The sequence below is a fragment of the Streptomyces sp. NPDC026377 genome (assembly GCF_055567715.1).
Genome location: NZ_JBVHPV010000004.1, coordinates 33,311 through 59,166, shown reverse-complemented (window position 1 = coordinate 59,166; position 25,856 = coordinate 33,311). Strand labels below are relative to the sequence as shown.

The 25,856-nt window shown below is 73.6% G+C and carries 21 protein-coding genes; 8 read left to right on the top strand and 13 right to left on the bottom strand.

What is annotated here, in order from left to right; translation table 11 throughout:
- Nucleotides 1-213 precede the first annotated feature (213 nt).
- Entirely contained in the window at nt 214-1,656 is a 1,443-nt protein-coding gene (locus ACZ4MU_RS10600; RefSeq protein WP_467873733.1) for an alkaline phosphatase PhoX, read from the top strand.
- Nucleotides 1,657-1,705: 49 nt separating this feature from the next.
- Here ACZ4MU_RS10600 and ACZ4MU_RS10595 read toward each other — a convergent pair whose 3' ends face one another.
- The 3 genes from ACZ4MU_RS10595 to ACZ4MU_RS10585 form a co-directional block, all read right to left on the bottom strand.
- Nucleotides 1,706-3,865: a protein kinase domain-containing protein gene (locus ACZ4MU_RS10595; RefSeq protein WP_467873731.1), complete on the bottom strand. Its 2,160-nt coding sequence runs from the start codon at nt 3,863-3,865 to the stop codon at nt 1,706-1,708.
- Nucleotides 3,866-4,084: 219 nt separating this feature from the next.
- Nucleotides 4,085-5,227 (bottom strand): hypothetical protein, encoded by a 1,143-nt coding sequence (locus ACZ4MU_RS10590; protein WP_467873728.1) that lies wholly within the window; start codon nt 5,225-5,227, stop codon nt 4,085-4,087.
- Nucleotides 5,224-6,192 (bottom strand): 5-dehydro-4-deoxyglucarate dehydratase, encoded by a 969-nt coding sequence (locus ACZ4MU_RS10585; protein WP_467873726.1) that lies wholly within the window; start codon nt 6,190-6,192, stop codon nt 5,224-5,226. Before ACZ4MU_RS10585 ends, ACZ4MU_RS10590 begins: the two co-directional genes overlap by 4 nt.
- 348 nt (nt 6,193-6,540) lie before the next feature.
- On the opposite strand from ACZ4MU_RS10585, the gene ACZ4MU_RS10580 reads away from it, so the two are divergent.
- The gene (locus ACZ4MU_RS10580; RefSeq protein WP_467873724.1) at nt 6,541-7,365 is read left to right on the top strand and encodes an NAD-dependent epimerase/dehydratase family protein; all 825 of its coding nucleotides are present in this window, start codon (nt 6,541-6,543) and stop codon (nt 7,363-7,365) included.
- Between the two features lie 136 nt (nt 7,366-7,501).
- On the top strand, nt 7,502-8,698 hold the full coding sequence (locus ACZ4MU_RS10575) for a TerD family protein (RefSeq protein WP_467873722.1): 1,197 nt from the start codon (nt 7,502-7,504) through the stop codon (nt 8,696-8,698).
- A gap of 517 nt (nt 8,699-9,215) precedes the next feature.
- Here the strand turns inward: ACZ4MU_RS10575 and ACZ4MU_RS10570 are convergent.
- The 3 genes from ACZ4MU_RS10570 to ACZ4MU_RS10560 form a co-directional block, all read right to left on the bottom strand.
- Nucleotides 9,216-10,421: an MFS transporter gene (locus tag ACZ4MU_RS10570; protein ID WP_467874617.1), complete on the bottom strand. Its 1,206-nt coding sequence runs from the start codon at nt 10,419-10,421 to the stop codon at nt 9,216-9,218.
- Nucleotides 10,422-10,507: 86 nt separating this feature from the next.
- The gene (locus tag ACZ4MU_RS10565; RefSeq protein ID WP_467873719.1) at nt 10,508-11,968 is read right to left on the bottom strand and encodes a peptidoglycan D,D-transpeptidase FtsI family protein; all 1,461 of its coding nucleotides are present in this window, start codon (nt 11,966-11,968) and stop codon (nt 10,508-10,510) included.
- Between the two features lie 99 nt (nt 11,969-12,067).
- On the bottom strand, nt 12,068-12,838 hold the full coding sequence (locus ACZ4MU_RS10560; RefSeq protein WP_358837307.1) for an IclR family transcriptional regulator: 771 nt from the start codon (nt 12,836-12,838) through the stop codon (nt 12,068-12,070).
- A gap of 181 nt (nt 12,839-13,019) precedes the next feature.
- Between ACZ4MU_RS10560 and ACZ4MU_RS10555 the strand changes: the two genes are divergently transcribed.
- Nucleotides 13,020-14,573, top strand: a complete 1,554-nt coding sequence (locus ACZ4MU_RS10555) for an aldehyde dehydrogenase (NADP(+)) (protein WP_467873716.1) — start codon at nt 13,020-13,022, stop codon at nt 14,571-14,573.
- A 637-nt stretch (nt 14,574-15,210) separates the two neighbouring features.
- On the opposite strand, the gene ACZ4MU_RS10550 is transcribed toward ACZ4MU_RS10555, so the two are convergent.
- Nucleotides 15,211-16,602, bottom strand: a complete 1,392-nt coding sequence (locus ACZ4MU_RS10550) for an MFS transporter (protein WP_467874614.1) — start codon at nt 16,600-16,602, stop codon at nt 15,211-15,213.
- A gap of 184 nt (nt 16,603-16,786) precedes the next feature.
- Here ACZ4MU_RS10550 and ACZ4MU_RS10545 point away from each other — a divergent pair, with 184 nt between their 5' ends.
- From ACZ4MU_RS10545 to ACZ4MU_RS10530, 4 genes are all read left to right on the top strand, one after another.
- Nucleotides 16,787-17,773: a GlxA family transcriptional regulator gene (locus ACZ4MU_RS10545; RefSeq protein ID WP_467873713.1), complete on the top strand. Its 987-nt coding sequence runs from the start codon at nt 16,787-16,789 to the stop codon at nt 17,771-17,773.
- Between the two features lie 98 nt (nt 17,774-17,871).
- A complete protein-coding gene (locus ACZ4MU_RS10540; protein ID WP_467873710.1) occupies nt 17,872-18,597 on the top strand; it encodes a DsbA family oxidoreductase in 726 nt (241 codons plus the stop codon).
- 129 nt (nt 18,598-18,726) lie between these two features.
- Nucleotides 18,727-19,785, top strand: a complete 1,059-nt coding sequence (locus tag ACZ4MU_RS10535) for an aminotransferase class V-fold PLP-dependent enzyme (protein WP_467873708.1) — start codon at nt 18,727-18,729, stop codon at nt 19,783-19,785.
- A 144-nt stretch (nt 19,786-19,929) separates the two neighbouring features.
- Entirely contained in the window at nt 19,930-20,664 is a 735-nt protein-coding gene (locus ACZ4MU_RS10530; protein ID WP_467874612.1) for a hypothetical protein, read from the top strand.
- On the opposite strand, the gene ACZ4MU_RS10525 is transcribed toward ACZ4MU_RS10530, so the two are convergent.
- From ACZ4MU_RS10525 to ACZ4MU_RS10500, 6 genes are all read right to left on the bottom strand, one after another.
- Nucleotides 20,642-21,301, bottom strand: coding sequence for a hypothetical protein (locus ACZ4MU_RS10525; RefSeq protein WP_467873705.1), 660 nt, complete (start codon nt 21,299-21,301; stop codon nt 20,642-20,644). The genes ACZ4MU_RS10530 and ACZ4MU_RS10525 overlap by 23 nt on opposite strands.
- Before the next feature lie 62 nt (nt 21,302-21,363).
- Nucleotides 21,364-22,218 (bottom strand): ectoine hydroxylase, encoded by an 855-nt coding sequence (gene thpD, locus ACZ4MU_RS10520; protein ID WP_467873702.1) that lies wholly within the window; start codon nt 22,216-22,218, stop codon nt 21,364-21,366.
- Nucleotides 22,219-22,223: 5 nt separating this feature from the next.
- A complete protein-coding gene (locus tag ACZ4MU_RS10515) occupies nt 22,224-22,628 on the bottom strand; it encodes an ectoine synthase (RefSeq protein ID WP_358836155.1) in 405 nt (134 codons plus the stop codon).
- Between the two features lie 54 nt (nt 22,629-22,682).
- Nucleotides 22,683-23,957 carry a diaminobutyrate--2-oxoglutarate transaminase gene (ectB, locus tag ACZ4MU_RS10510; protein ID WP_467873700.1) on the bottom strand — a complete coding sequence of 425 codons (1,275 nt, stop codon included), beginning with the start codon at nt 23,955-23,957 and terminating at the stop codon, nt 22,683-22,685.
- Nucleotides 23,954-24,463 (bottom strand): diaminobutyrate acetyltransferase, encoded by a 510-nt coding sequence (gene ectA / locus ACZ4MU_RS10505; RefSeq protein WP_467873698.1) that lies wholly within the window; start codon nt 24,461-24,463, stop codon nt 23,954-23,956. The genes ectB and ectA overlap by 4 nt, the downstream gene beginning before the upstream one ends.
- Before the next feature lie 290 nt (nt 24,464-24,753).
- Nucleotides 24,754-25,851 carry a pyridoxal-phosphate-dependent aminotransferase family protein gene (locus tag ACZ4MU_RS10500; protein ID WP_467873696.1) on the bottom strand — a complete coding sequence of 366 codons (1,098 nt, stop codon included), beginning with the start codon at nt 25,849-25,851 and terminating at the stop codon, nt 24,754-24,756.
- Nucleotides 25,852-25,856: the final 5 nt, after the last annotated feature.

The window sequence follows — 25,856 nt, the reverse complement described above, 5'->3', positions numbered from 1 at the left end:
AACTGCGCGACCAGCACCCACGGTCCGCAGGTGAACGACGGTTTTGAGCGGCGCGGGGAACGGCGCGATCAGCACCCACGGCCCGCGGGCGAACAGGACGCTCTCGGGGCGCGGGAGTTGGCCCCATGGACACCCCGCGTTCTTGCGGGATTCGCCCGGCCCGGCGACCCTGACCCCGCCCCCGCCTCACTCCACCCCGTCAGGAGACCCGCGATGTCGCTCAGCCGCAGGGAATTCACCAGGAATTCCGCCCTCACCGGTGCCGGAGTCGCCCTCACCGGATCCGTCGGGGCGCTCGCCACGGCCCCCGGAGCGCTGGCCGCCGAGGACGTCCACGGCGGCGCCGGACACGGCCACCACCGCGAGCCCGGATACGGCCCGCTGCGCCCCGACCCCCAGGGCATACTCGCGCTGCCGGAGGGCTTCTCGTACCGGATCGTCACCCGCACCGGCGTCACCAGGCTGGAGTCCGGCGAGTCCACCCCCTCCAACCACGACGGCACCGCCGCCTTCGAGGGGCCGCGCGGGGTCACCCTGCTCGTCAACAACCATGAGCTGAAGGGCCCGCGCAAGAACTGGCCGCACCCGGTGCCGCTCACCGAGGGCCTGGTGTACGACCCGGCCGCGTCCGGCGGCTGCACCGTCGTCGAGGTGCACCCGCACGGCGGGCCGGTCGCGGAGTGGGTAGGCATCGCCGGCACCTCCACCAACTGCGCGGGCGGCGCCACCCCCTGGGGCACCTGGCTGACCTGCGAGGAGACCGAGGACAGGGCCGGCTCCAACGGGATGACCAAGGACCACGGCTATGTCTTCGAGGTCGACCCCTGCGACCGCCGCGCCAACCGCGCGCCCCAGCCGATCAAGGCGCTCGGCCGGTACGCCCACGAGGCCGTGGTCGTCGACCCCCGGCGCGGCCACCTCTATCTGACCGAGGACGCCTCCGGCCCCAACGGCCTGCTCTACCGCTGGACCCCGCCGCACGGCTTCAGGCACGGCCGCGGCCGGCTGCGCACCCTGGCCGACGACGCCGGGGTGCTCCAGGCCCCCAAGTGCTACGACGCGGGCGGCCGGTTCGTCGACGACCTCTCGCGCGCCACCCGGATCGGCACGGTGTTCGGGGTCGACTGGGTGGACGTGCCCGACCGCGACGCCCGCACCACCTCCGTACGCAAGCAGTTCGCGGCCGGGGACGTCACCCGCGCCCGCAAGCTGGAGGGCATGTGGTGGGGCGACGGCGGCGCCTACATCGTCTCCAGTTTCGCCCGCGAGGAGTCTCCGGTGCGCCACGACGGCCAGGTGTGGTTCTACGACCCGCGCCGCCGCACCCTCACCCTCAAGGTGCTGCTCGGCGTCAACCCCGAGCCCGGCGAGGACGGCGCGTTCGACGGCCCGGACAACATCACCGTCTCGCCCTACGGCGGCCTGGTCATCGCCGAGGACGGCGAGGGGGTCCAGCACCTCTTCGGCGCCACCGACTCCGGGCGTACGTACCCCATCGCCCGCAACGAGCTCAACCTCGGCACCGAGCAGGAGCCGGAGTACAGCGAGTTCACCGGGGTGACCTTCTCGCCCGACGGGCGGACCCTGTTCGCCAACATCCAGGAGCCGGGCATCATGCTCGCCATCACCGGCCCCTGGCGACGCCAGCCGCGCTGAGCGTCCGGCCGCGGGCGGGACGGCGGATCCGTGGCGCGCCACGGATCCGTCAGCCGGGGCCGTCCGGCCCCCGGAAGGTGGTGAGGACCGAGCCGGCGCACACATGCACCAGCCCTCCTCCCGCCGCGCTCCCGCACGGCTCGTCCCGGACCTCGAAGGGCACGGCCCACAGCAGTGCGCCGGTCGCCGGGTCGAGCGCGTGCAGCCCCCATCCCGGCCCGCCCAGGGCGAGCCGGTCGCTGCCCGGCTCCGGCCCGGTGACGTACAGCCGTCCCTCGCACAGCAGCGGCGGCACGTCGGCCCCCTCGCCGAGCCGCCGCACTTCGGTGCGCAGCCAGCGGGTGCGGCCGGTCGCCGCGTCCAGGGCGCTGACCTCAGCGGGCGAACCGGCGTGCACCAGGCCGCCGGTGGCCCGCGGGGTCACCGACACCGAGCCGGTCACGCCCCGGGACCACAGGGTGGTCCGGGTCGCCAGGTCCACGCTGCTGACCGCCTCGCCGAGCGCGAAGTAGCCCGTGCCGCTCGCCCCCGGGTGGGCGTCCGGCCTCAGCGCGCCGCCCGCCAGGGTCGTCTCCGGCCGTCCGTCGCGGGCCCGCAGCACATGGAGCGCCCCGCGCGCCCCGCGCTCTTCGGGCCCGTTCGGCGGGGCGGAGGCGGCGATCGCGAACCGGCCGCCCGCGTGCCGCACCGCCGTCGCCGCGGCGGCCGTCCCCTGGTGGTACCACAGGCCCTCGCCGGTCGCCGGGTCGTAGCCGTACGCGCGCCAGGGCCGCCCCCGCGCGGCGTCCCCGAGGGCGCCGTACGGCTCGTACGTGACCAGGCACGCGACCGTGTCGCCGAGCGCGAGCTGGGCCCGGGAGCCCTCCGGTCCGGCGTCGGCGGGCAGCGGCGAGGCGTGCGGGCGGAGCCCTTCCGCGCGCGGGTCGCGGGTCTCCCAGCGGATGTCGCCGGTGGCGGAGTCGAGCGCGGCCAGGACGGGGGCGGCGCCGGGCGCGGTCCGCACCATGTGCACGGTGCCGGTGCCGTGCGGCACGACCTGGCTGACGCCCTCGGCGTCCCGCCGCCAGCGGACGGAGCCGGTGGCGGGGTCGAGGCAGGTGAGGGAGGCGTCGTCGTGGACGTAGAGGGCGTCGCCGTGGCGCACGAGGGCGCCGTGGTGCGCGGTGGCGCCCAGGTCGCGGGTCCACAGGGCGCGCCCGCGGGGCCACGCGGTCCCTTCGCCGGGCGCCGCGCCTTCGGCGCCGTTCGCCCGGTGTGCGACGGCGGTGGAGATTCCGGCGGCGACGGCGCCGGAGGCGGACCACAGCAGGAAGCGCCGCCGCGAGGCCGGGGAGTCGGCGGGGGCGGGCGCCGCCTCGACCAGCTCGGCGGTGGCCTCCTCGTGCTGGCGTATCAGTCCGGTGACCGGCTCCCGCTCCCACCAGGGCTCGCGGGCGCCGCGCTCGGCGCACCAGGCCAGGGCCTGCTCGACGGTGGGCCGCTCGGCGGGCTCGCGGGACAGGCACCGCCCCAGGAACTCCCGCCAGTCGTCGTCCGGTACGCCGTCGAGGTCCGGCTCCTCGTGGAGCGTGCGGTGCAGGACCTTCCCGGCGCCGCCCGTGCCGAACGGGTTGCGGCCGGTGGCGCAGAGGGCGAGCAGCCCGCCGAGCGCGAACACGTCGGCGGCCGGGCCGGGTTCGCCTTCGCGGGCGAGCTGTTCGGGGGCGATGAAACCGGGGGAGCCGGCGGCGGCGCCGGTGCCTTCGTCCGCGGCCCCCGCGGCGATCCTGAGGCCGATGACCTTCGGCCCGTCGCGGGTCACGAGTACGTTGGCGGGCCTGAGGTCGCGGTGGAGGAGCTGCGCGGCGTGCACGGCGGCCAGCGCCTCGGCCAGCAGGGCGCCGAGGGCGGCGAGTTGCCGGGAGCCGAGGGGGCCGAGCGCGGAGACGGCCTCGGAGAGGGCGGGGCCCGCGGCGTACGCCGTGGCCAGCCACGGGGGTTCGGCGTCCGGGTCGGCCGCGAGCACCCCGGCGGTGTACGGGCCGTCCACCGCCTCGGCCGCCGCCACCTCGCGGCGGAAGCGCTCGCGGAAGAGGGGGTCGGCGGCGAGGCGCGGATGCACGGTCTTCAGGGCGACGAGCCGGCCGGAGGCGGTCCGGGCGAGGTGCACCTGGCCCGTGCCGTCGTCGCCGAGCAGGGCGACGAGCTGGTACCCGCCGATGTTCCGCACCGCGCCTCCCCGTCGTCCCTCTGACCTTATGGTCGTCAGGATGTGCGACGCGACGGGGCCCCGTCCGGTTGCGCCAGGAGGAGGTCCGCGGCTGGTCGGGAGGCCGCCGGTGCGGCTTCCCACGCCCCTCGGGCGCCCCTCCGGAAGCCGTGACTCCAGGAAATACCGGGCCCGGGGCCCCCGCCCGCGGACTCGGGGCGAAGGTCGGGGTGGGGAAAGTCACCCCACCGCCCCCGACCTCCGTACCGCCTCCAGGTCCCGCGCCGAGGCCAGCCCCCCGTGGTAGAGCCGCAACTCGGTCGCCCCGGCGGCCGAGGCGCGCACCGCGTCCTCCCGGAGGCTCCCGGGCCGGCCGCCCATCCCCGCCACCACCGTGAAGTTGGCCGCCACCACCGCCCCCTGGCGCGCGTGTTCCGCGAACGGCCGCAGCAGATCCACCCGGCCCCCCGCGCACGGAACCACCACCCCGTCCGCGAACCCCAGGACGGCCGCCGCGTCCACCCCCGCGTTCGCCCCGCACCGGTGCGGGGCGGGGTCCGCGTGCAGCAGCACCTCGAAGCCCGGTCCCGCCGCCCCGCGAACCGCCCGCACCACGTCCTCCTGGAACGAGCGCGCCACGCAGGCCCGGTAGCCGACGGTGGCGTCGAGGAGCTTCTCGCCGCCCGCGCACGGGCCCTGGGCCCACACCGGTTCCAGCGCGCCCCGCACCTGTGCCGCGAGGCGTTCCGCGTCCAGGCCCGTTTCCCCGTACCCCTGCCGGCAGACGTCGCAGAAGCACAGCGACATCAGATACTGGGCGATGTCGTCGAGCGGCACCCCCGCGATCTTGTCGTGGGCGTGCAGATGCGCCAGTCCGTACCAGCCGCACGACTCCAGTTCCGTCCCGCGCGCCCCGGGCCGCACCGCCGCCTCCGCCGCGAGCGCCACCAGATACGCGCGGACCTCGGGCCGCGCTATGCAGGGCGCCCAGGGGTAGCGGTCGCCGTACGCGTTGACCACCGACGTTCCGGGGTGCTCCGCGCCCAGGCGGGAGTTGTGGGCGAGGACGACCCAGGAGCGGACGTCGAGACCGGCCGCCGCCAGCGCCTCGGCGGCCTCGCCGTACGCGTCACCGGGCGCCCACCGGCCGGCCGGGTACGGCCGCAGCGCACGGCCGGACCAGCGCCGTTCGTCGACGGGGTACAGGACCGCCGCGTGCTCGGCGGTGACCACCCGGTGGCGCGGGTGGTGGGGGGTGAGCGCCCGGGTCGAGTGGTAGGCGGCGGCGAGCGTCACCCGGCGGGCCCCGAGGGCGGCGATGCGCGCGGGCGCGTCCGGGTCGCCGATCACGTCCCAGGGATAGAGGAAGACCGACGCCTTCACGCGCCCGCCCCGTCCCGTACGGGCCCGCCCTGCGCCAGCAGCGCCCGGCCGCGCTCGATCAGCGCGGCGAGCTGCTTGACGTGGGCCGCGTCGGGCTCGCTCAGCGGTGGCCGCACCTCGCCCACCTCCAGCCCGGACAGCCGTACGCCCGCCTTGACCAGCGAGACGGCGTACCCGCGGCCCTGGTTGCGCAGCTCGACGAGCGGCACGAAGAAGCCGTCCAGGAGGCGGTTCACGGTGGCGTCGTCACCGGCTTCGAGCGCCCCGTGGAAGGCGAGGGCGATGTCCGGGGCGAAGCAGAAGACCGCCGAGGAGTAGAGGGTGACGCCGATGCCCCGGTAGGCGGGGCCGGTGAGCTCGGCGGTCGGCAGCCCGTTGAAGTACAGGAACGTGCGCTCCGGAGCCTCACGGCGGACCGTGCTGACGATCCGCTGCATCAGATCGATGTCCCCGATGCCGTCCTTGAGGCCGATGACGCCGTCGGTGCGGGCCAGTTCGACGGCGGTGGCGGGCGTGAGGACCGCGTTGTCGCGCTGGTAGACGATGACGTCGAGGGAGGTGGCGGAGGCGAGGGCGGTGTAGTGGCGCAGCAGCCCCTCCTGGTCGGTGGCGACGAGGTAGGGCGGCAGCGCCAGCAGACCGTCGGCGCCCGCGTCCTCGGCGAGCCGGGCGTACTGGACCGCGAGCGCCGTCCCGTATCCGGCGCCCGCCACCACCGGGACGCGGCCGCCGGTTTCGGCCACGGCGGCGGCCACGCACGCGTGGAACTCCTCCGGGCTGAGCGCGTGGAACTCGCCCGTCCCGCAGCAGGCGAACACCGCGGCCGCGCCCGCGTCCACGCCGCTCCTCACATGGGCGCGGAAGGCGTCGAGGTCGAGGGCGCCGTCCGGGCCGAAGGGGGTGACCGGGAAGAAGAGCAGGCCGTCCAGGCGGGCGGCGAGCGGGGAAGGGTTCTCGGGCGTCACGGGCGCTCCCAGGACAAATGGCCGTCGGCACGGGCTGCCGGCGCACTCTGCAAGGCGCACCAGCGTGCACAATTCTGATTGGCGTCTATATTTCTGAACAAGACCACGCTAAGGCAGCCCGCCGACGGGGGTCAAGGCGCGCAGCCTCGGCGCGTGGGTGTTCCGGCTACAGGTGGCACTCCGGACCTTGGTGCCGCCCGGGGCTCCGCGCCACGCTTGACGGCCCGGGAGTCGCTCCCTAGCGTGTCCATACATATGAATGACATCCATAGTGATGTCCCTGCGGCCCGCTTCCGCGCACGGGCCGCAGGGCCGCCCGCCCCTCCCGCCGCACCGAGGAGATTCCCCATGCCCGCTGCCCCTACCGTCCTGCTCACCGGCGCCGCCGGGGGGCTCGGCACCCTGATGCGCGGGCTGCTCCCGGCGTACGGCCACGACCTGCGCCTCCTCGACTCGCGTGCCGTCCCGGGCGAGCCGGACGCGATCACCGCGGATCTCGCCGACCGGGACGCGCTGCGCGAGGCGGTCCGGGGCGTGGACGCGGTGCTGCACCTCGCGGGCATCTCGCTGGAATCCACCTTCGACAAGATCGTGCGGGCCAACATCGAGGGCACGTACAACCTCTACGAGGCCGCGCGCGAGGAGGGCGTCGCGCGCGTGGTCTTCGCCTCCTCCAACCACGCGGTCGGCTTCACCCCGCGCCCGCGCGGCGCGGCGCCGCTGGCGCGCGAGGCCCTGATCCCCGTCGACACCCCCCGCCGCCCCGACACCCTCTACGGCCTGTCCAAGTCGTTCGGTGAGGACCTGGCGCAGTTCTTCTGGGACAAGTACGGCCTGGAGAGCGTCTCGGTGCGGATCGGCTCCTGCTTCCCGGAGCCCACATCCGTACGGATGCTGTCGGTCTGGATGAGTCCCGGCGACGGCGCCCGCCTCTTCCACGCGGCCCTCACCGCCGAGAACGTCGGCCACACCGTGGTCTACGGCTCCTCCGCCAACACCCGGCTGTGGTGGGACCTCTCGTCCGCGCGGGCGCTCGGTTACGAGCCCGAGGACGACTCCGAGCGGTACGCCGAGAAGCTGATCGCCGAGCAGGGCGAGCTCGACCCCGACAACCCGGACCACGCCCGCCTCGGCGGCCACTTCACCACCAGTCCGCCGGTGTGGCCGTACTGAGTCGGGCGGGGCGCGGCCGGGAGGGGCAGGGCGGGGGCCGGGGAGCCGGCGGTGGTCCCGGAGGCGGTTTCCGGCGGGTCCCCGAATTGGCGGGACGTTCAAGGAACCGTAAAGCCGTGCCGCTCGTTTCCGGGACATGACCGCAATGACATCTGGCTCGAACCTTCCGCTCCCGACCGCCCGCGTGGCGGTGGACGTCTCCGCCCCGGTGCGGCTCGACGTGTCGGGCCTGTTGCTCACCGCCGACGGCAAGGTGCGCTCGGACGACGACTTCATCTTCTACAACCAGCCCTCGGGCCCCGGCGTCACCTACCGGTCCGGCGGCGGCACCGCGCCGGACGCGATCGTGGTGGACACCGCGGCGGTGCCGCCCGGCATCGAGAAGATCGTCGTCACCGCCAGCCCCGACGCCGCGGGCCAGACCTTCCAGGGCATCGAGCCCACCGCCACCCTGCGCAACGCCGACGACGGCAGCGTGATCGCCACCTTCGCGCCGCCGCAGCTCGGCAGCGAGACCGCGCTCGTCGTCATGGAGGTCTATCTGCGCGGCGGTGCCTGGAAGGCCCGCGCGGTGGGCCAGGGGTATGCGAACGGGCTGGCGGGCATCGCCACCGACTTCGGCGTCTCGGTCGAGGAGCCGCAGGCCGCCGCCGCGCCCGCCGCCCCGGCGGCCCCGGCCGCCCCCGTGGCCGCGCCCCCGATGCCCGCCGCTCCTCCGGCCCCGGCCCCTGCCGCGCCGGCCGCCGCGTCCAGTGGGAAGGTCAACCTGGACAAGGGCCGGGTCAGCCTCCAGAAGAACCAGACGGTCTCGCTGGTCAAGGGCGGCCGCCCGCTGCTCTCCCAGGTCAAGATGGGGCTCGGCTGGGAGCCCGCGTTCCGGGGCAAGAGCATCGACCTGGACGCGTCGGTGATCGCGTACGGACCGCAGCGCAACCATCTGGACAGCTGCTACTTCGGCAAGCTCTCCATCCTGGGCGGCGCGGTCAAGCACTCCGGCGACAACCTCACGGGCGAGGGCGCGGGTGACGACGAGGTGATCGTCGTCGACCTGGGCCGCATCCCGGCGGACGCGACGGGTCTGGTTTTCACGGTGAACTCGTTCTCCGGCCAGAAGTTCACCGACGTCGCCAAGGCGTACTGCCGGCTGATCGACGGGGCGACGGGCGAGGAGCTGGTCCGTTTCGACCTCACCACCGCCGAGCCGCAGACGGGCGTGATGATGGCGAAGCTGATCAAGCAGTTCTCCGGGGAGTGGGAGATGACTGCGTTGGGGAGTTTTGTGAAGGCACGGACGGTGCGGGGGATGGTGAAGCCTTCGGCCGAGGCGCTCTGAGGCCCCCGCGCCCCTGTTCCGCCCGGCCTTCGTGTGCGACCCGGTGGTGGGCTGGCCGCGCAGTTCCCCGCGCCCCTATTGGGCCGGGGGTTCGTGTGCGGGCGGGTGGTGGGTTGCTCGCGCAGTTCCCCGCGCCCCTGGCCGGGTTGGGGTTCGTCTGCGGGCCGGTGGGTGGCTGGTCGCGCAGTTCCCCGCGCCCCTCATAGGGCCGGAGCTTCGTGTGCAGGCCGTCTTGGGTTGCTCGCGCAGTTCCCCGCGCCCCTTCAGGGCTCGGGTGTTGTCCGCGGGTTGTCTGTGGCTGCTCGCGCGGTTCCCCGCGCCCCTGACTGCCTGGGGGCGCGGGGAACTGCGCGACCAGCCACCCACGGTCCGCAGGCGAAAGAAGGGCACAGGGGCGCAGCCCCGGGATGCTCGGGGGCGCGGGGAACTGCGCGGGCGACCCACCACCGGCCCACAGGTGGAAAAAAGGGGGCCGGGGCGTAGCCCTGGTGTGGGCGCGGGGCGTGCGGCCCGTGGGTCAGTTCGGGGTGGTCCGGGCTGGAGGCCGCAGCGTCAGGGAGGCCGCCAGAGCCATCGCCCCCACCAGCGGCAGCAAAACCCCCACCCCCACCACCCCCACCACCCCCGCCCCCACCCCCAACCCCACCGCGTTCGGCACGAACAGCAGCGTGTTCGCCGTCGCCGCCGTGCGGCCGAGCACCGCGTCCGGGACCGTCCGCTGGACCGCCGTCATCGACGCCACCAGCACGCACGGCAGCCCGAGCCCGATCCCCGCGCCGCACACCAGCACCACCGCGTCGTACGGAAGAACCCGCGCGCACACCGAGAGCGCGAACACCGCGATGCCGGCCGCGGCGTAGCGGTGGACGGGCAGGCGGCGCAGGAGCGGGCCCGCGAGCAGCCCGGACACCACCGAGCCCACGCCCTGCACCGCGTACAGCACGCCCACGAACGCCGCCGAGTGGCCGAGCCGTTCGTCGGTCACCGCGTAGATCGCCGCCCCGTTCAAACCGGCGCACAGCATCGCCGCCCCGCCCGCCAGCACAAGCGGCCGCAGCACCGGCGAGCGCCACACCGTACGCGTGCCCGCGGCCAGATCGGCCGCCCAGGGGCCACCCCGCACCGGCCGCGCCTCCCGTACCCGCAGCAGCGCGAAGATTCCCCCCGCCAGGAGAAACGTCACCGCGTCCAGCACCGCCACCGCCGGCCCGCCGTACCGCGTGTACAGCCCCGCCCCCACCAGCGGAGCGAGCAGCTTCATGCCCTCGTTGGCCGTCATCCGCAGGCCGTTGAAGTCGCCCAGCAGGTCGCGGTCGACGGCGGCGGCCACCAGGGCGGTCTCGGCCGCGTCCTGGACGACGCCGTTCACGCCGTACAGCACGAGCACCGCGAACAGGATCCAGATCCGGTCCGTCGAGTCCAGCGCGAGCAGGGACGTCAGCAGGGCCGCCATCGCGAGGTTGAGTCCCACCAGGAGGGGGCGCCGGCGCACCCGGTCCGCGACCGTGCCGAGCAGGGGGCCCACCAGGGTCGGCGCCCACATGGCGAAGACGGTGAGCGCCGCCAACGCGTCGGATCCGGTCAGTGATTTGGTCCAGATCCCGGCCGTCAGCCACATCGCCGACGTCCCGAACCCGGACACCACCACCCCGGTCAGATACAGCCCCGCATCGCGGTCGGTCAGGACCCGCCGCAGCGGGCCGCCCCGGACCGCGCCGTTCATCCCTGTCGTGTTCACAGGGGAAATCTCGCCGCTGAGGCGGCCCCGGCGGATCCGGCCGACGCCTTGTTCCCGGCCGCCCCGATGCCCTAGGACGCCCGTAGCGCCGCCCGCATCATCTTCTGCGCCACCGGCGCCGCCAGGCCGTTGCCGCTCACCTCCGAGCGGGCCGCGCCCGAGTCCTCGACGAGCACGGCCACCGCGACCTGCTTGCCGGTGGCGGAGTCCTTGGCGTACGAGGTGAACCAGGCATACGGCGTCTTGGAGTTGCCCACGCCGTGCTGGGCCGTGCCCGTCTTGCCGCCGACCTCCGCGCCGCTCACCCTGGCGTTGGAGCCGGTGCCCTCCTCGACGACCGTCACCATCGCGGAGCGCAACTGCCGTGCCGTCTGCGCGGAGACGATCCGTTCGCCGTCGCCGTCCGCGTACGACTGAAGGGTGGTGCCCTCCGCGTCCGTCACCTGGGAGACCATATGCGGCGCTGCCATGACACCGTCGTTCGCTATGGCGGCGGACACCATGGCCATCTGGAGCGGTGTCGCCGTCACCTCGAACTGGCCGATGCCGGTCAGCGCGGTCTGCGCCCGGTCCATTTTCGCGGAGGCCTTCGGATACACACTCGCCGAGGCCCGCACCGGTACGTCCTGCTTGACGTCGTTGAAGCCGAACTTCTCCGCCGTCGCCCGGACCTTGTCCTGGCCCAGCCGGTCCGCCAGCCTCGCGAAGACGTTGTTGCACGAGTACTGGAGCGCCGTGCGGATCGTGGCGTTCTCGCACGGGGCGGACGGGTTCTCGTTGGGCAGCACCGTCCGGGTGCCGGGCAGGGTGTACGGGCTGGGGCTGTCGGTCCTGGTGTCCACCGACGGGTAGAGGCCGTTCTCCAGCGCCGCCGCGGCCACCACCAGCTTGAACGTCGAACCCGGCGGCAGCGGCTGGCGCAGCGCCCGGTTGACCATCGGTTTGTCCGGGTCCTCCGACAGCGCCTTCCAGGCGGCCCCGTCCCCCGAACCGGCGATCTTCGAGGGGTCGTACGAAGGCGTCGAGACCATGCCGAGGATGCGGCCGGTCTTCGGGTCGATGGCGACGGCCGCGCCCTTCTTGCCGCCGAGCGCCTCGTAACCGGCCTTCTGCACCGCCGGATCGATGGTGGTCAGCACGTCGCCGCCGGGTGCCCGCTCGCCGGTGAGCGCCGAGAGCGGGTCCTTCATCCGGGTGTCGGTGCCGTCCAGCACCTTGCCGTAGATCCCCTCCAGCTGGGTCGCCCCATACACCTGCGAGCTGTAGCCGGTCACCGCCGCGTACAGCTCGCCGTTGCGGTACGCGCGTTTGTACGCGAGATCACCTGTCGTCCGCACCGATCCGGTGACCGGCGAACCGGCCACGATGATGTCCCCGAGCGGGTTCGCGTAGCGCGCGATGGTGTTCCGCCGGTTCAGCTTGTCGTCCGCGAGCGCCTGGCCTTGGTAGAACTGCACATAGGTCGCCCGGCCCAGGAGGGCCAGCACCATGAGCAGACAGAAGACCGCACTGCGCCTGATCGTCTTGTTCATCCCACTCGCAGGACGAGCCGGGTGCCGTGAGTCGTTCCCTTCGGCCGCCTTTCTCAGAAAGCTCTCATGACCCGGCGGGCCGGTGCTGCCCGTGCGGGATCAGAGCCGGCGGGTGGCCAGCGTCAGCCGGTCGCGGGCGTCGAACAGGGCGTCCTTCACCATCTGCTCGTGTGCCGGAGTCAGCCGCGCCACCGGGACCGAGCAGCTGATCGCGTCGCGCGCGGGGGTCCGGTAGGGGATCGCGACGCCGAAGCAGCGCAGCCCCAGCGTGTTCTCCTCGCGGTCCACCGCGTACCCCTGCTCCCGGATCTGGTGCAGCTCCTCGATGAGCTTCTCGCGGTCGGTGATGGTGTTCTCGGTCAGCTGCTGGAGGGTCTCCGGTAGCAGCTTGCGCACCTGCTCGTCGCTGTGGGTGGCCAGCAGCGCCTTGCCCAGCGAGGTCGAGTGCGCGGGCAGCCGGCGGCCGACGCGGGTGAAGGGCCGCAGATAGTGCTGGGACTGGCGGGTGGCGAGGTAGACCACATTGGTGCCGTCGAGGCGGGCGAGGTGGATGGTCTCCGTGGTGTCGTCGGAGAGCCGGTCCAGCGTCGGCCGGGCGGCCGCGACGACCTCGTCGCCGTCGATGTACGAGGTGCCCACCAGCAGGGCCCGCACCCCGATCCCGTACCGCGTGCCGGTGGCGTCGGTCTCCACCCAGCCGAGCTCCACCAGGGTGCGCAGGAGCATGTAGAGGCTGGACTTGGGGTAGCCGACCGCCTCCTGGACCGCCGCGAGGGAGTGCATTCCGGGGCGCCCCGCGAAGTACTCCAGCAACTCCACCGTGCGCACGGCGGACTTGACCTGGGCCCCACCTGTCTCGACAGCCGACATCCGACCTCGCCCCTTCTTGCCTGCGTGTCTTGCCAACGCAGAACGCCCGTCAATAGAGTCCAGCTTATTCATCAGCGGGAACTCTGTTCAGAATACCGAACAACCCGGGTGGGCGGCGCAGGACCAGCGGAACGACCGCCCAGGGACCTCGGGCAGGACCGGAAGCCGGAAGGACGTAGCGGTGAGCACAGCACCAGTCTGGAGTGTCGACCCCCGTACCGGGAAGCCGCGGGAGCAAGTCGCGGCGGAGGCGTCCGAGCGTGAGGTCGACGAGGCGGTGCGGGCCGCGTGGTCGGCGCGGGACGCGCTCGCCGACCGGGGCGTACGGGCCGCCCTCCTGCGGACCGCCGCCGAGCTGCTCGACGAGGCCGCGGAGCACGTGGTGGAGGCCGCCGACGCCGAGACCGCCCTCGGGCCGGTCCGGCTCACCGGGGAACTCGCCCGGACCACAGCCCAGTTGCGGGCCTTCGCGGACGTGGCGGACGAGGGCGCCTTCCTCGACGTGCGCATCGACCACGCCGACGCGAGCCGTACGCCGCCGTGGCCGGACCTGCGGCGGATGAAGATCCCGCTGGGCGTGGTCGCCGTGTACTCGGCGTCCAACTTCCCACTCGCCTTCTCCGTCCCCGGCGGGGACACGGCGAGCGCCCTCGCGGCCGGGTGCCCGGTCGTGGTCAAGGCCCACCCGGACCACCCGGCCACCTCCGAGCTGTGCGTCTCGCTGCTGCGGCGGGCGGCGGTACGGGTCGGGCTGCCCCAGGAGGTGGTGACGCTCGTCCACGGCTTCGACGCCGGGATCGCGCTGGTGCGCCACCCGCTGGTCGCGGCGGCCGGCTTCACCGGGTCGGTACGCGGCGGACGCGCCCTCTTCGACGCGGCGGCGGCCCGGCCGGTGCCGATCCCCTTCCACGGCGAGCTGGGGTCGCTCAACCCGGTCGTGGTCACCGAGGCCGCGGCGCAGGAGCGGGGCGAGTCGATCGGGGCGGGCCTGGGCGCCTCGATGGCGCTGGGGGTCGGTCAGTTCTGCACCAAGCCGGGCTTCGTGCTCGCGCCGGCCGGGGCTGCCGGGGACGTGCTACTGAAGGCGCTGACCGCGACGGTGAGCGACGCGGAGGCGGGGGTGATGCTGGACCACCGGATGCGGGAGGCGTTCGTGGCCGGGGTCGCCTCGCGGGCCACACTGGAGGGGGTCGACGCGCCGGTGACGCCCGGGTCCGGCGGGGAGCACACGGTCAGCGCGGGGTTCCTGACGGTCGCGGCGTCGGCGCTGGCCGCGGAGGGTCCGCACGATCTGCTCCTGGAGGAGTGCTTCGGGCCGGTGACGGTGGTGGCGAGGTATGAGCACCCGTCCGAGATCGGAGCGGTGCTCTCGCGGCTGCCGGGGAACCTGACGGCGACGCTGCACCTGTCGGCGGGCGAGGGGGCGGGGCAGGACGGCGGCCGGGCCGCGTCGCTCCTCGCCACCCTGACGGGGCTCGCGGGGCGGGTCCTGGTGAACGGCTGGCCGACGGGGGTGGCGGTGGCGCCCGCCCAGCACCACGGCGGTCCCTACCCGGCGACGACGTCGACGTCCACGTCGGTGGGGGCGACGGCGGTGGAGCGGTGGTTGCGGCCGGTGACGTATCAGGACGTGCCGGAGGGGTTGCTGCCGGGGGAGTTGCGGGAGGGGGGTGGGGTGGGGGTGCCTCGCTGGGTGGACGGCTGCTGGGAGGCGCCCGCCCCGCCCGCTCCCTGAACTCTCCGGGGGTGAGCCGGGGGTGAACGCGCTCCCCCGCGGCTCCGCCCCGGCCCCCTGCCCCACACACGGGGCTCCGCCCCGGCCCCCTGGCGGGACTCGAGGCCCCGGCACTCCACCTCCGGGGCTGGGGCCCCGACTCCCCGATGGGGCCCGACCCCTTCGGGGCTGGGCCGCCCCGGCCCTCTCGTTCTGGCCCGCGGGCCCGGTGGGGGCCGGCCGCGCAGTTCCCCGCGCCCCTGGGCGGGCCTGCGGCCCGGGGGTGGGCCGGGTGCCGGGATTTGTCTGCGGACCGTGGTGGGCTGGTCGCGCGGTTCCCCGCGCCCCTGAGGGGGCTTGCGGCCCCCGGGGTGGGTTGCTTCGGGTGGGGTGTTGGTCTGCGGACCGTGGTGGGCTGGTCGCGCAGTTCCCCGCGCCCCTAGGTGGCCAGGGGCGCGGGGAACTGCGCGCCAAGCCACAGATGGCCCGCAGACACATCCCGCACCCGGCCCGCCTCGCAGGCGCATGCCGGGCTGCTCCCAACCCCTCAAGGGGCGCGGGGAACTGCGCGAGCAACCCCCACCGGCCCGCAGGTGAACCTCGGGCCACGGTGCGAGCGGCCACAGACGGCCCCCGCACAAAACACCCCCCGCACCCCCTACCCCCTCCGCCCCCACACCCCCAAAACCACCACCCCCATCAACCCCGCCACAACCCCCATCCCCACCCGCATCCCGGACACGAACCCCGCCCCGTCCCCGGACACCAGCGCCCCGCAGCCCGCCACGCTCAGTGCCCCGGCCACCTGGCGGGCCGCGTTCAGGACGCCCGCTGCCAGGCCTGCCCGGTCCTGCGGGAGGGACTCCATCATGGTCGCCGTCAGGGCCGGGACCGCCAGGGCGCAGCCCAGGGCCAGGGGGATCAGGAGGAAGGACACCAGCAGCGGAGGCGTCCCGGCGTCGGGGACCAGGAGCAGGAGCAGGCCCGCCAGGGCCAGGAGCAGGCCGAGCAGCATCGGGCGGCGCGGCCCGTAGCGCGCGGAGAGCTTGCCCGACAGGACGTTGGTCACCGGGATCAGCGCCGTCATCGGCAGGAACATCAGCCCGGCCACCAGCGCCGACTCCCCCCGTACCCGCTGGAAGTACAGACTGAAGACGAAGATCACGCCGTAGAACGCGGCGCTCGCCGCCACCCCCGCCGCGACGGCCCCCGCCACCGCGGGCGTACGGAACAGACCCAGCGGCACGACCGGATGCGCCACGCGCGACTCGATCACCCAGAAGGCAGCCCCGGCGAGCAGCGCCACCACCCCCGCCACCACCCGTACCGGCCCGGACTCGATCACCGCGAAGGCGAGCGCGGCCAGCGCCACCACCGCCGTCAGCTGCCCGGGCAGGTCGAGTGGTGCGGGACGGCGCCGCGAGCGCGGGGCGCGGGCCGTCAGGACCAGGGCCGCGAGGCCCAGGGGGAGGTTGATGAAGAAAATGCCGCGCCAGTTCCACGCCGTGGTGAGCGCCCCGCCCGCGACCGGCCCGAGCGCCACCGCCACCGATCCGCCCGCCGCCCACAGCGCCACCGCGCGGGCCCGGCGCGCCGGATCCGCGTACGCCTGCCGCACCAGCGCCAGCGAGGCGGGCAGCACCACGGCCGCGGCCGTGCCCTGCACCACCCGGGCCCCGATGAGCACCCCGAGCCCGGGGGCGAACCCGCAGGCGGCAGAGGCGAGGACGAAGACGACGGTGCCGAGCGCGTACGCCCGGGCCGATCCGATCCGGTCCGCGAACGCGCCGGTGGACAGCATCAGCGCCGCGAACGCGAGCGTGTACGCGTCGACCACCCATTGCAGCCCCGACATCCCGCCGCCCAGCTCCGAGCCGATCGCGGGCAGCGCCACGTTCACCACGGACGCGTCCAGCGTGATCAGCGCGAACCCGAGGAGGGCGGCGGCCAGGGTGAGCCCGGGGGAGGAGCGACGGCCCCGCTTCGCCGCCGCCGCCCCGCCGCCGGTGGGTGCCAAGCGATCGGTGGACGCCGAGGGGTCGGTGGACATCTGCCGGGCGGTCGGCGTCAACGGCCCGCTCGGCCCGAGCCGGTCCGGCAGCGTCGGCATTTCGGGCAACGGGCTTGTGGCGGGCTCGGGTTGGCGTATGGCTTCGCGTGACATGCCCTCAGCCTGGCGATCCCCGGCCGGTTACAGTAGTGGCCCGAACGCCATGCAACCGGAGGTTCTGGCCATGAAGTCCGACCGGCGGACCCACCCGCGGCGGCCCCACCGGATCGTCGTCGTCGCGCCCTCCCCGGTGTCGATGTTCAACCTCGCCATCCCCGAACTGCTCTTCGCCAAGGTGGAGATCGACGGCGCCCCGGGGTACGAGCTGACCGTCTGCACCCCCGAGCCCGGCCCGGTCGTCACCACCGGCGGGCTCGACCTGTACGTGGCCCGGGGCCTGGACGCCGTGGCGGAGGCCGACACCGTCCTGGTCGCGGGGACCGGGCAGCGCTACGCCCCCGATCCCCGCACGGTGGACGCCGTCCGCGCGGCCGCCGCCGACGGGCGCCGGATCACCTCCATCTGCAGCGGCGCCTTCGTCCTCGCCGAGGCCGGACTCCTCGACGGGCGCAGCGCCACCACGTACTGGGAGCTGGCCGAGGAGCTGCGCCGGCGCTATCCGACGCTCGACCTCAAGGGCGACGTCCTCTATGTGGAGGACGGGGACGTCATGACCTCGTCCGGATACGCGGCCGGGATCGACATGTGCCTGCACATCATCCGTACCGACTACGGCGCCGCCGTCGCCAACCAGGTGGCCAGGGCCGCGCTGGTCGCCCCGGTGCGGCCCGGCGGGCAGACCCAGTTCACCCAGACCCCGCTGCCCGCCGAGCGGGGCGTGGTCTGCGCCGACACCCGCGGCTGGGCGATGCGCAACCTGGACAGGCCGCTCACCCTCACCGACCTGGCCCGGCACGCGGGGGTGAGCGTGCGCACCCTGACCCGCCGCTTCCACGCAGAGAGCGGGGTCAGCCCCTTGCAGTGGCTGCTGCACCAGCGCATCGAGCGGGCGAAGGAGCTCCTGGAGACCACCACGCTCCCCATGGACCGGGTCGCCGAGGCCAGCGGCCTGGGCAGCGCCGACTCGCTCCGCGCCCATCTGGTCCGGCGCACCGGCCTGACCCCGAGCGCGTACCGGGCCACGTTCAGCAGGCTGGAGCAGGCGGCCTGACCAGGGAGCGCGCGACGGGAGCGGGCGCTGGGGAATGTGGTGGAGATCCCGTACGTTGGCTTGCTTGAAAGTGATACAAACTAGGTGAGAGAAGTGACATGCGCGTCGAGATCTGGAGCGACATCGCCTGCCCGTGGTGCTACATCGGCAAGGCCCGGTTCGAGAAGGGCCTGGCCGAGTTCGCGCACCGCGACGACATCGAGGTCGTCCACCGCTCCTTCGAGCTCGACCCGAACCGCCCCAAGGGCGCGGTCGGCCCGGTGATCCCGATGCTGGCCGAGAAGTACGGCCGGACGCTGGAGGAGGCCCGGGGCATGGAGGAGCACGTCGCCTCCGCCGCGCACGCCGAGGGCCTGGGCTACCTCACCGAGGGCCGCGACCACGGCAACACCTTCGACCTCCACCGGCTGCTCCACCTGGCCAGGGCCCGGGGCCGCCAGGAGGCGCTGCTCGACCTCGCCTACCGGGCCAACTTCGCCGAGGAACGCTCGGTCTTCGACGACGGCGTGCTGCTGGAGCTGGCGGTCGAGGCCGGTCTGGACGCCGAGGAGGTACGGGCGGTGCTCGCCGACGAGAGCGCGTACGCCGACGAGGTGCGCGCGGACGAGGCCGAGGCGGCGGCCCTCGGCGCGAACGCGGTGCCCTTCTTCGTGGTCGACCGCAAGTACGGGATCTCCGGCGGCCAGCCCGCGGAGGTGTTCACGCGGGCCCTGGAGCAGGCGTGGCAGGAGCGTACGCCGGTCCTCACCCCGCTCGGCGCGGCCGGTGCCGGTGGTGACGGTGAGGCGTGCGGGCCGGACGGGTGCGCGGTTCCGGGCGCCTGACCCCCGGCCCTCGTACGGCCGCCCCGGGACGGGCACGCATCCGCGTGGCCCAACCCCGCGGCGACCGTTGGCGGTTCCTCCGGCCCTCTGCCGATTGACCCCGGCCGCGGGGGACCGCAGGGTGGGATCATGGAGATCCTGGAGCCCCTGTCGGGCGACGCGTTCGCGCCCGAGACGACGTATCTGAACACTTCGAGCTGCGGGCTGCTGCCCCGGCGCGCGGTGGACGCCATCACGCGGCTCGCCGGGGAGAACGCGGCGGGCACCCGCCTGGGCGCGGGCGGCTTCGACGCGCTCGCCGCCGCCCGCGAGTCGTTCGCCCGGCTCGTCGGGGTCGGCGCCGGCCGGGTCGCGCTCGGCTCGTCGGTCTCGGTGCACGTCGCCCTCGTCGCCCACTCGCTCCCCGCCGGGGCCGAAGTCCTCGCCCCCGAGGGCGAGTTCAGCTCGGTGGTGCAGCCCTTCGCCGTACGGGGCGACCTCAGGATGCGGTACGTGCCGCTGGAGTCGCTGGCCGAGGAGGTGCGCCCGGACACCGCGCTGGTCGCCTTCTCGGCCGTGCAGTCAGTGGACGGGCGGGTCGCGGATCTCGCGGCCGTACGGGCCGCGGCGGCCGCGCACGGGGCTCGTACGCTCCTCGACGCCAGCCAGTCGGCGGGGTGGCTGCCGTTGGACGCGGGCGCGTACGACTACACGGTCACCGCCGGGTTCAAGTTCCTCACCTGCCCGCGCGGTACGTCGTTCCTGACGGTGACCGAGGAGGCGCAGGAGGAGCTGGCCGCGCTGCACTCGGGGTGGTTCGCGGCGGAGGACCTGGGTGACAACTACGGCCCGGTCCGCGCGCTCGCGGGGAGCGCGCGGAGGTACGACGAGCCCGGCTCGTTCCTGTCGTACCACGCGGCCGCGGAGTCGCTGGCGATGCTGGAGTCCGTGGGCATCCCGGCCGTGCACGCACACGCCGTGGCGCTCGCCGGACGGCTGCGGGACGGGCTCGCCGCCCTCGGCCACCGGGCCGTGGCACAGGACTCGGCGATCGTCGCGGTGCCCGGACTCGGCGGGGCCCAGCCTGAGTTGCTGCGGGCGGGGGTGTACGCGTCCGAGCGGGGCGGCAACCTGCGGCTCGCCGTCCACCTCTACAACTCGTCCGCCGACGTGGACCGCGCACTGGAGGTGCTGGGCGCGGTGCGCTGAGTGGGGTGGGGCGTGGGTTTCGGGCGTGGGCTGCGGGCGGCTGGTCGCGCCACTGCCCGCGCTCCTTGGGGGGGGCTGCCCCCCTGCGCCATGGAAAACCCGTGGTCACGGCCGGTTCGGGGGGGAGATGATCAGGTCGTGACCATGGACACCGAGCAGGACATACGGGTGCGCGCCGCCGCCCGCAACAACGCCGAGTGGTGCGAGGCGCTCTGCCGCGCCCACGGCGTCACGGGTGCATGGGGCCCCCACGCCTGGACCAGCGCCCGGCGCACCCCGCCGTACTACCCCGACGCGGTGACCCTCGACCCGGGCGCCGGACCGCGCGAGATCGTGGAGCGGATCGACGCCTCGCCGGGCGCCTCCGTCAAGGACTGCTTCGCCGCCCTCGACCTGAGCGGCGAGGGCTTCGAGGTGCTCTTCGACGCCCAGTGGATCCACCGTCCCGCCCCCGAGCCGGGCGAAAGGGAGGGGGAGGAGTGGGAAGCGGTGCGTACGGAGGCGGAGTTGGCGCTGTGGGAGCGGGCCTGGTCGGACGGGGACGATGACGGGCTCTTCCCGCCCGCGCTCCTCGCCCGGGGCGCCCACACCTTCCTCGCCGCGCGGGACACGGCGGGCCGGATCGTCGCGGGAGCCGTCGCGAGTACGAGCCCGTCTGCGGCGGGCGCGTCGGTGGCGGGCCCTTCGGTGGTCGGTGTCTCCAACCTCTTCGCGGCCGACGGCGACCTCGACGCCGCCTGGGCCGGCTGCCTGGGCACGCTGGCCCGGCAGCGGCCCGGTCTCGACGTGGTCGGCTACGAGAGCGGCGACGACCTCGCGGCCGCCGTCCGCGCCGGGTTCACCCCGGTCGGCGGGCTCAGGATCTGGCTGCGTCACTGAGCGGTTCGCCGTACCAGCGCCAGGACTCCTGACGCGGCAGGTCCGCCAGTTCGGCCCGGCCGGTGGCCCACAGCAGTACGCGCCACCGGTCCGGGTCGTCCGGGACCTCACGGAACAGCCGGGCCAGCACCCGGTCGCACAGCCCGCCGGGCGGCGCCCAGGTGACCCCGAGGCCCTGGGCCACGTCATGGGTGTGCAGCAGCGTCTCGACGATCCCCATCGCCGCGAAGCCCTCCGGGTCCGAGACGCCGAAGGTGTGGTGGGCGCGGACCTCGGGGGAGACGACGCGCACCATCGCGGTCAGCAGGGCGCCGCACGCCTCCAGGGTCATCAGGAGCCCGGCGGGCCCGGCCGCGCGGTCCGCGTGGACGGCGTTGCGCGGTCCGCCGGGACGCCTCGCCTCCCACAGGAAGGGCACCTCGCCGCCGAGCGGCGGCTGCTGCGGGCCGAGCTGCACGGCGTACGCGAAGAGGTCGTCCGAGAGATGCTCGACGGTCTCCCAGCAGTCCCACTCCAGGGATCCGGCCCTCGCGCCCCAGTCCGCGCCGAGCCCGGCCCGCAGCGCGGTGACCGAGAGCCGTACGGCGTGTTCGACGTCGGCCGCGGTGACGGGAGTCCGTGAGGATGCATCAGCCATGCGCCCGACCGTACCAACGATCACCGTACGGCCGGACACGGCCCTTTGGCCGTACGGTCCGCTCAGCGCACCGGTGTGAAGTCCCTGGCACCGATGAACTCCGGACGGCGGACGGGGGCCGCGAACGGCTCGACCGCCGCGTTCTCCACGCTGTTGAAGACGATGAAGACGTTGCTGCGCGGATACGGGGTGATGTTGTCCCCGGAGCCGTGCATGCAGTTGCAGTCGAACCAGGTCGCCGAGCCCGCGCGGCCGGTGAAGAGCCGGATCCCGTGCCGGTCCGCCATCTTCGTGAGCGCCTCGTCGGACGGCGTGCCCGCGTCCTGCATCTGGAGCGACTTCTTGTAGTTGTCCTTGGGCGTGGCCCCGGCGCACCCGAGGAAGTCCCGGTGCGAACCGGGCATGATCATCAGACCGCCGTTGGTGTCGTGGTTCTCGGTGAGCGCGATCGACACGGAGACGGTCCGCATGTTCGGCAGGCCGTCCTCGGCGTGCCAGGTCTCGAAGTCCGAGTGCCAGTAGAAGCCCGACGCGCCGAACCCCGGCTTCACGTTGATGCGCGACTGGTGGACGTACACGTCCGAGCCCAGGATCCGCCGGGCGGTGCCGACCACGCGCTCGTCGCGCACCAGGCCCGCGAAGACCTCGCTCAGCTTGTGCACCTCGAAGACCGAGCGCACGGACTGGGACTGGGGCTCCACGATGGACCGCTCGTCGGCGCGGATCGCCGGGTCGGCGATCATCCGCTCCAGCTCGCGCCGGTAGAAGGCCACCTCGTCGTCGGCGAGGAGCTGGTCGACGGTGAGGAAGCCGTCCTTCTCGTACGACTCGAAGCCCTCGGACGGCCCCCAGACGACGGGGTCCCGACGGGGGGTCAGCACCTCGGTGGCGCCGCGGGTGGGATACAGGTCCTGCATGATGATCAGCCCTCCTCGGGTTCGGTCAACAGGGGGTAGACGCCGTTCTCGTCGTGGTCCTCCCGCCCGGTGACGGGCGGGTTGAAGACGCAGACGCAACGGAAGTCGGTCTTGGGGCGCAGGGTGTGGCGCTCATGGCCGTTCAGCAGGTACATCGTGCCGGGCTCGATCCAGTGGGTCTCGCCGGTCTCGTGGTCGGTGAGCTCGGCCTCGCCCTCCACGCACAGCACCGCCTCGATGTGGTTGGCGTACCACATCGACGTCTCGGTGCCCGCGTACAGGACCGTCTCGTGGAGGGAGAAGCCGACCTTCTCCTTGGCGAGGACGATCCGCTTGCTCTCCCAGGTGCCGGAGGCGGCGCGGACGTGGCGTTCGGTGTTCTCGATGTCCTTCAACGAGCGGACGATCACAGGGGGTTGCTCCCTTTCCTCGTACGTGCGGCGTTTTCCTCGTACGCGCGGCGGTCAGGCGGCCGTCTCACGGACGGCGCGGGCCAGGGTGCGCAGCCCCTCGTCGAGCTCGTCCTCGGTGATGGTCAGCGGCGGCAGCAGCTTGGTGACCTCGCTCTGCGGGCCCGACGTCTCGACCAGCAGGCCGAGCTCGAAGGCGCGCCGCGCCACCTTGCCCGCCCGCTCCTTGTCGTGGAACTCCAGGCCCCAGACCAGGCCGTGGCCGCGGTACTCCTTGACGTCGACCAGGTTCTCCTCGGTGATGGAGATCAGCGCCTGCTCGACCTGCTCGCCGCGGGCCCGGGTCTGCTTCTCCAGGGCGCCGGCGTCCGACCAGTACGCCTGAAGGGCCGCGGTCGCGGTGACGAAGGCCGGGTTGTTGCCGCGGAAGGTGCCGTTGTGCTCACCCGGCTCCCACACGTCCAGCTCCGGCCGGAACAGGCAGAGCGACATGGGCAGTCCGTAGCCGCTGATCGACTTGGACAGGGTGACGATGTCCGGGGTGATGCCCGCCTCCTCGAACGAGAAGAACGCGCCGGTGCGCCCGCACCCCATCTGGATGTCGTCGACGATCAGGAGCATGTCCTGGCGGCGGCAGAGGTCGGCGAGCGCGCGCAGCCACTCGGGGCGCGCCACGTTGATGCCGCCCTCGCCCTGCACGGTCTCCACGATCACGGCGGCGGGCTTGTTGAGCCCGGAGCCCTGGTCCTCCAGGAGCCGCTCGAACCACAGGAAGTCGGGGACCTGCCCGTCCAGGTAGTTGTCGAACGGCATCGGTGTGCCGTGGACCAGCGGGATGCCGGCCCCGGCCCGCTTGAAGGCGTTGCCGGTGACGGCGAGCGAGCCCAGCGACATGCCGTGGAAGGCGTTGGTGAAGGAGACGATCGACTCGCGGCCCTTCACCTTGCGGGCCAGCTTCAGCGCCGCCTCGACCGCGTTGGTACCGGTCGGGCCGGGGAACATCACCTTGTACGGCAGGTCGCGCGGGCGCAGGATCACGTTCTGGAAGGTCTCCAGGAACGCGCGTTTGGACGTGGTCGCCATGTCCAGGCCGTGGGTGATGCCGTCGCGTTCGAGGTAGTCGAGCAGCGCGCGTTTGAGCACCGGGTTGTTGTGCCCGTAGTTGAGTGAGCCGGCCCCGGCGAAGAAGTCGAGGTACTCGTGGCCGTCCTCGTCGGTGAGCCGGGCGCCCTGGGCGCGGTCGAAGACGGCGGGCCAGCCGCGGCAGTAGCTGCGGACCTCCGACTCGACGGTCTCGAAGACGCTCAGCGCGGGCGGGGTGATGGTCACAGTCGTACTCCCAGGTCGATCCGGTAGAGGACTTCCGCCTGGTGCCCCTCGTCGGGGAACAGGCCGCTGTCGAAGAGCACTTCGCGGCGGGGCGCGGTGCCGCGCCGCTCGGCGAAGGAGGTGAACAGCCGGTCGGAGGCGGTGTTGTCGGGGGTCACGGTCGTCTCGACCGAGCGGACGCCGTGCGAGTCGGTGACCTTCGCGGTCAGCGCTTCGAGCAGGGTCCCGGCCAGGCCGCGGCCCCGGTGCTCGCGATCGACGGCCACCTGCCAGACGACGAGCGTCTCGGGGCGGTCCGGCCGGACGTAGCCGGTGACGAAGGCGATGGGCTCCCCGGTGGCGTCGCGCGCCACCAGGGAGGTCGCGGCGAAGTCACGGCACCAGAGGAGATAGCTGTACGAGGAGTTGAGGTCCAGGACTTGGGAGTCGCGGGCGATACGCCAGATCGCGGCGCCGTCCTCGACGCGTGGGGTGTCGATATGGACAACGGTCTGTGCGGCGGTCATGCGGAGGGAATTTACCCAGCGGAAATTGAAATCGCATTCCCGTCAGGGGGTGTGTGCGGCGACGATCTGTGTTATCACGCAGGTGTATGCGCGAGGCGTTTTGTCCGGTAATTACCGGACAAAACGGAGCCGCTGTGGAGTCGATCACACCTGATCAGGCCCCGAAAAACCTTCTTGAGTTCGTGTGTTTGAGATCAACCGGATGGGGCAGAAGAAAACGGGAAGCTACTCGGTATAAAGCAGCTTCCCGTTTAGCGGAATTCATTGGCTATTTGTCTGCGGTAAAGGTGTCACCAGGTTTGGGAAACGGCCTTGAGGGCAGCTTCCGTATCGACCGCCACGCCCCGCGCGCCCAGCGCCGCCCCCAGCGCCGCGAGCGAGCGCCGGACCGTCTCCTCCGTGGCGTCGGCCCCGTAGTGATTGACCCGGACCATCTCCTTCGCCAGCGCCCCGCCGCCCGCGATCAGCGGCAGCGAAGGATCGGCCGCCAGCGCGTGCGCGACCAGCTCCGAGGCGTCGACGTCCTCGGGCACGCGCAGTGTCGTGGCCACCGGTGCCGCGTCCCGCGCGTCGTGCACATACGGCCGCAGCCCGCCGCCGAGCGCCGAGGCGCCGGCCCGGGTCGCGGCGGCGGCGCGGGCGTGCCGTGCCATCACCGCCTCCAGGCCCTCCGCCTCGATCCGCTCCACACACGCCTCCAGGGCCAGCATCTCCAGCTGGGCCGGGGCGTGCAGCAGTGCCTTGCGGCCGCCGTCGATCCAGCGCTCCTTCCAGTCCAGGAGCGAGAGGTAGGAGCGGCGCGGGGCCTTCGGGTTGGCGGCGATGCGCGCCCAGGCGCGCTCGCTCACCGACACCGCCGAGACGCCCGCCGGGCCGCCCATCGCCTTCTGCGCGCCGATCACACACAGATCCACGCCCCACGCGTCCGGCAGCAGCGGCTCGGCGGCCACCGACGCCACCGCGTCCAGCATGAACAGCGCGCCGTGCCGGCGGACCACCTCACCGATCTCCGCCACCGGGTTGGTGTTCCCGGTCGCCGCCTCCGCGTGCACCAGGGAGACGAAGTCGATCTCCGGGTGCTCGGTGAGGGCCCGGTCGATCTGCTCGGCGGAGACCGCCGTGTGGAAGGGGACCGCCAGGTCGACGACGTGCGCGCCGCAGTCGCGCAGCCAGTCGCCGAAGGTCTGCCCGTACGGGCCGGTCACCACGTTCAGCGCGGTGGAGCCCGGGTGCGCGGCGCCCCGGATGCAGCCCTCCAGCGGCAGCAGCGCCTCGCCCTGTGTGATCACCACGTCCTGCTCGGTGGCGAGCAGCGCCGCCACCCGCCGCTCGATGGCCGCGAAACGGGCGGCGGTCAGCGGGGGCAGGTCGAGGAACGGGTGCGTCACAGCGG

Bases quoted from the DNA above. Each gene is read 5' to 3' on its own strand.
- ACZ4MU_RS10600 (WP_467873733.1), top strand. From the start codon at position 214: ATGTCGCTCAGCCGCAGGGAATTCACCAGGAATTCCGCCCTCACCGGT.
- ACZ4MU_RS10580 (WP_467873724.1), top strand. From the start codon at position 6,541: ATGCCCGCTGCCCCTACCGTCCTGCTCACCGGCGCCGCCGGGGGGCTC.
- ACZ4MU_RS10575 (WP_467873722.1), top strand. From the start codon at position 7,502: ATGACCGCAATGACATCTGGCTCGAACCTTCCGCTCCCGACCGCCCGC.
- ACZ4MU_RS10570 (WP_467874617.1), bottom strand. From the start codon at position 10,421: ATGAACGGCGCGGTCCGGGGCGGCCCGCTGCGGCGGGTCCTGACCGAC.
- ACZ4MU_RS10565 (WP_467873719.1), bottom strand. From the start codon at position 11,968: ATGAACAAGACGATCAGGCGCAGTGCGGTCTTCTGTCTGCTCATGGTG.
- ACZ4MU_RS10560 (WP_358837307.1), bottom strand. From the start codon at position 12,838: ATGTCGGCTGTCGAGACAGGTGGGGCCCAGGTCAAGTCCGCCGTGCGC.
- ACZ4MU_RS10550 (WP_467874614.1), bottom strand. From the start codon at position 16,602: ATGTCCACCGACCCCTCGGCGTCCACCGATCGCTTGGCACCCACCGGC.
- ACZ4MU_RS10545 (WP_467873713.1), top strand. From the start codon at position 16,787: ATGAAGTCCGACCGGCGGACCCACCCGCGGCGGCCCCACCGGATCGTC.
- ACZ4MU_RS10540 (WP_467873710.1), top strand. From the start codon at position 17,872: ATGCGCGTCGAGATCTGGAGCGACATCGCCTGCCCGTGGTGCTACATC.
- ACZ4MU_RS10535 (WP_467873708.1), top strand. From the start codon at position 18,727: ATGGAGATCCTGGAGCCCCTGTCGGGCGACGCGTTCGCGCCCGAGACG.
- ACZ4MU_RS10530 (WP_467874612.1), top strand. From the start codon at position 19,930: ATGGACACCGAGCAGGACATACGGGTGCGCGCCGCCGCCCGCAACAAC.
- ACZ4MU_RS10525 (WP_467873705.1), bottom strand. From the start codon at position 21,301: ATGGCTGATGCATCCTCACGGACTCCCGTCACCGCGGCCGACGTCGAA.
- thpD (WP_467873702.1), bottom strand. From the start codon at position 22,218: ATGCAGGACCTGTATCCCACCCGCGGCGCCACCGAGGTGCTGACCCCC.
- ectA (WP_467873698.1), bottom strand. From the start codon at position 24,463: ATGACCGCCGCACAGACCGTTGTCCATATCGACACCCCACGCGTCGAG.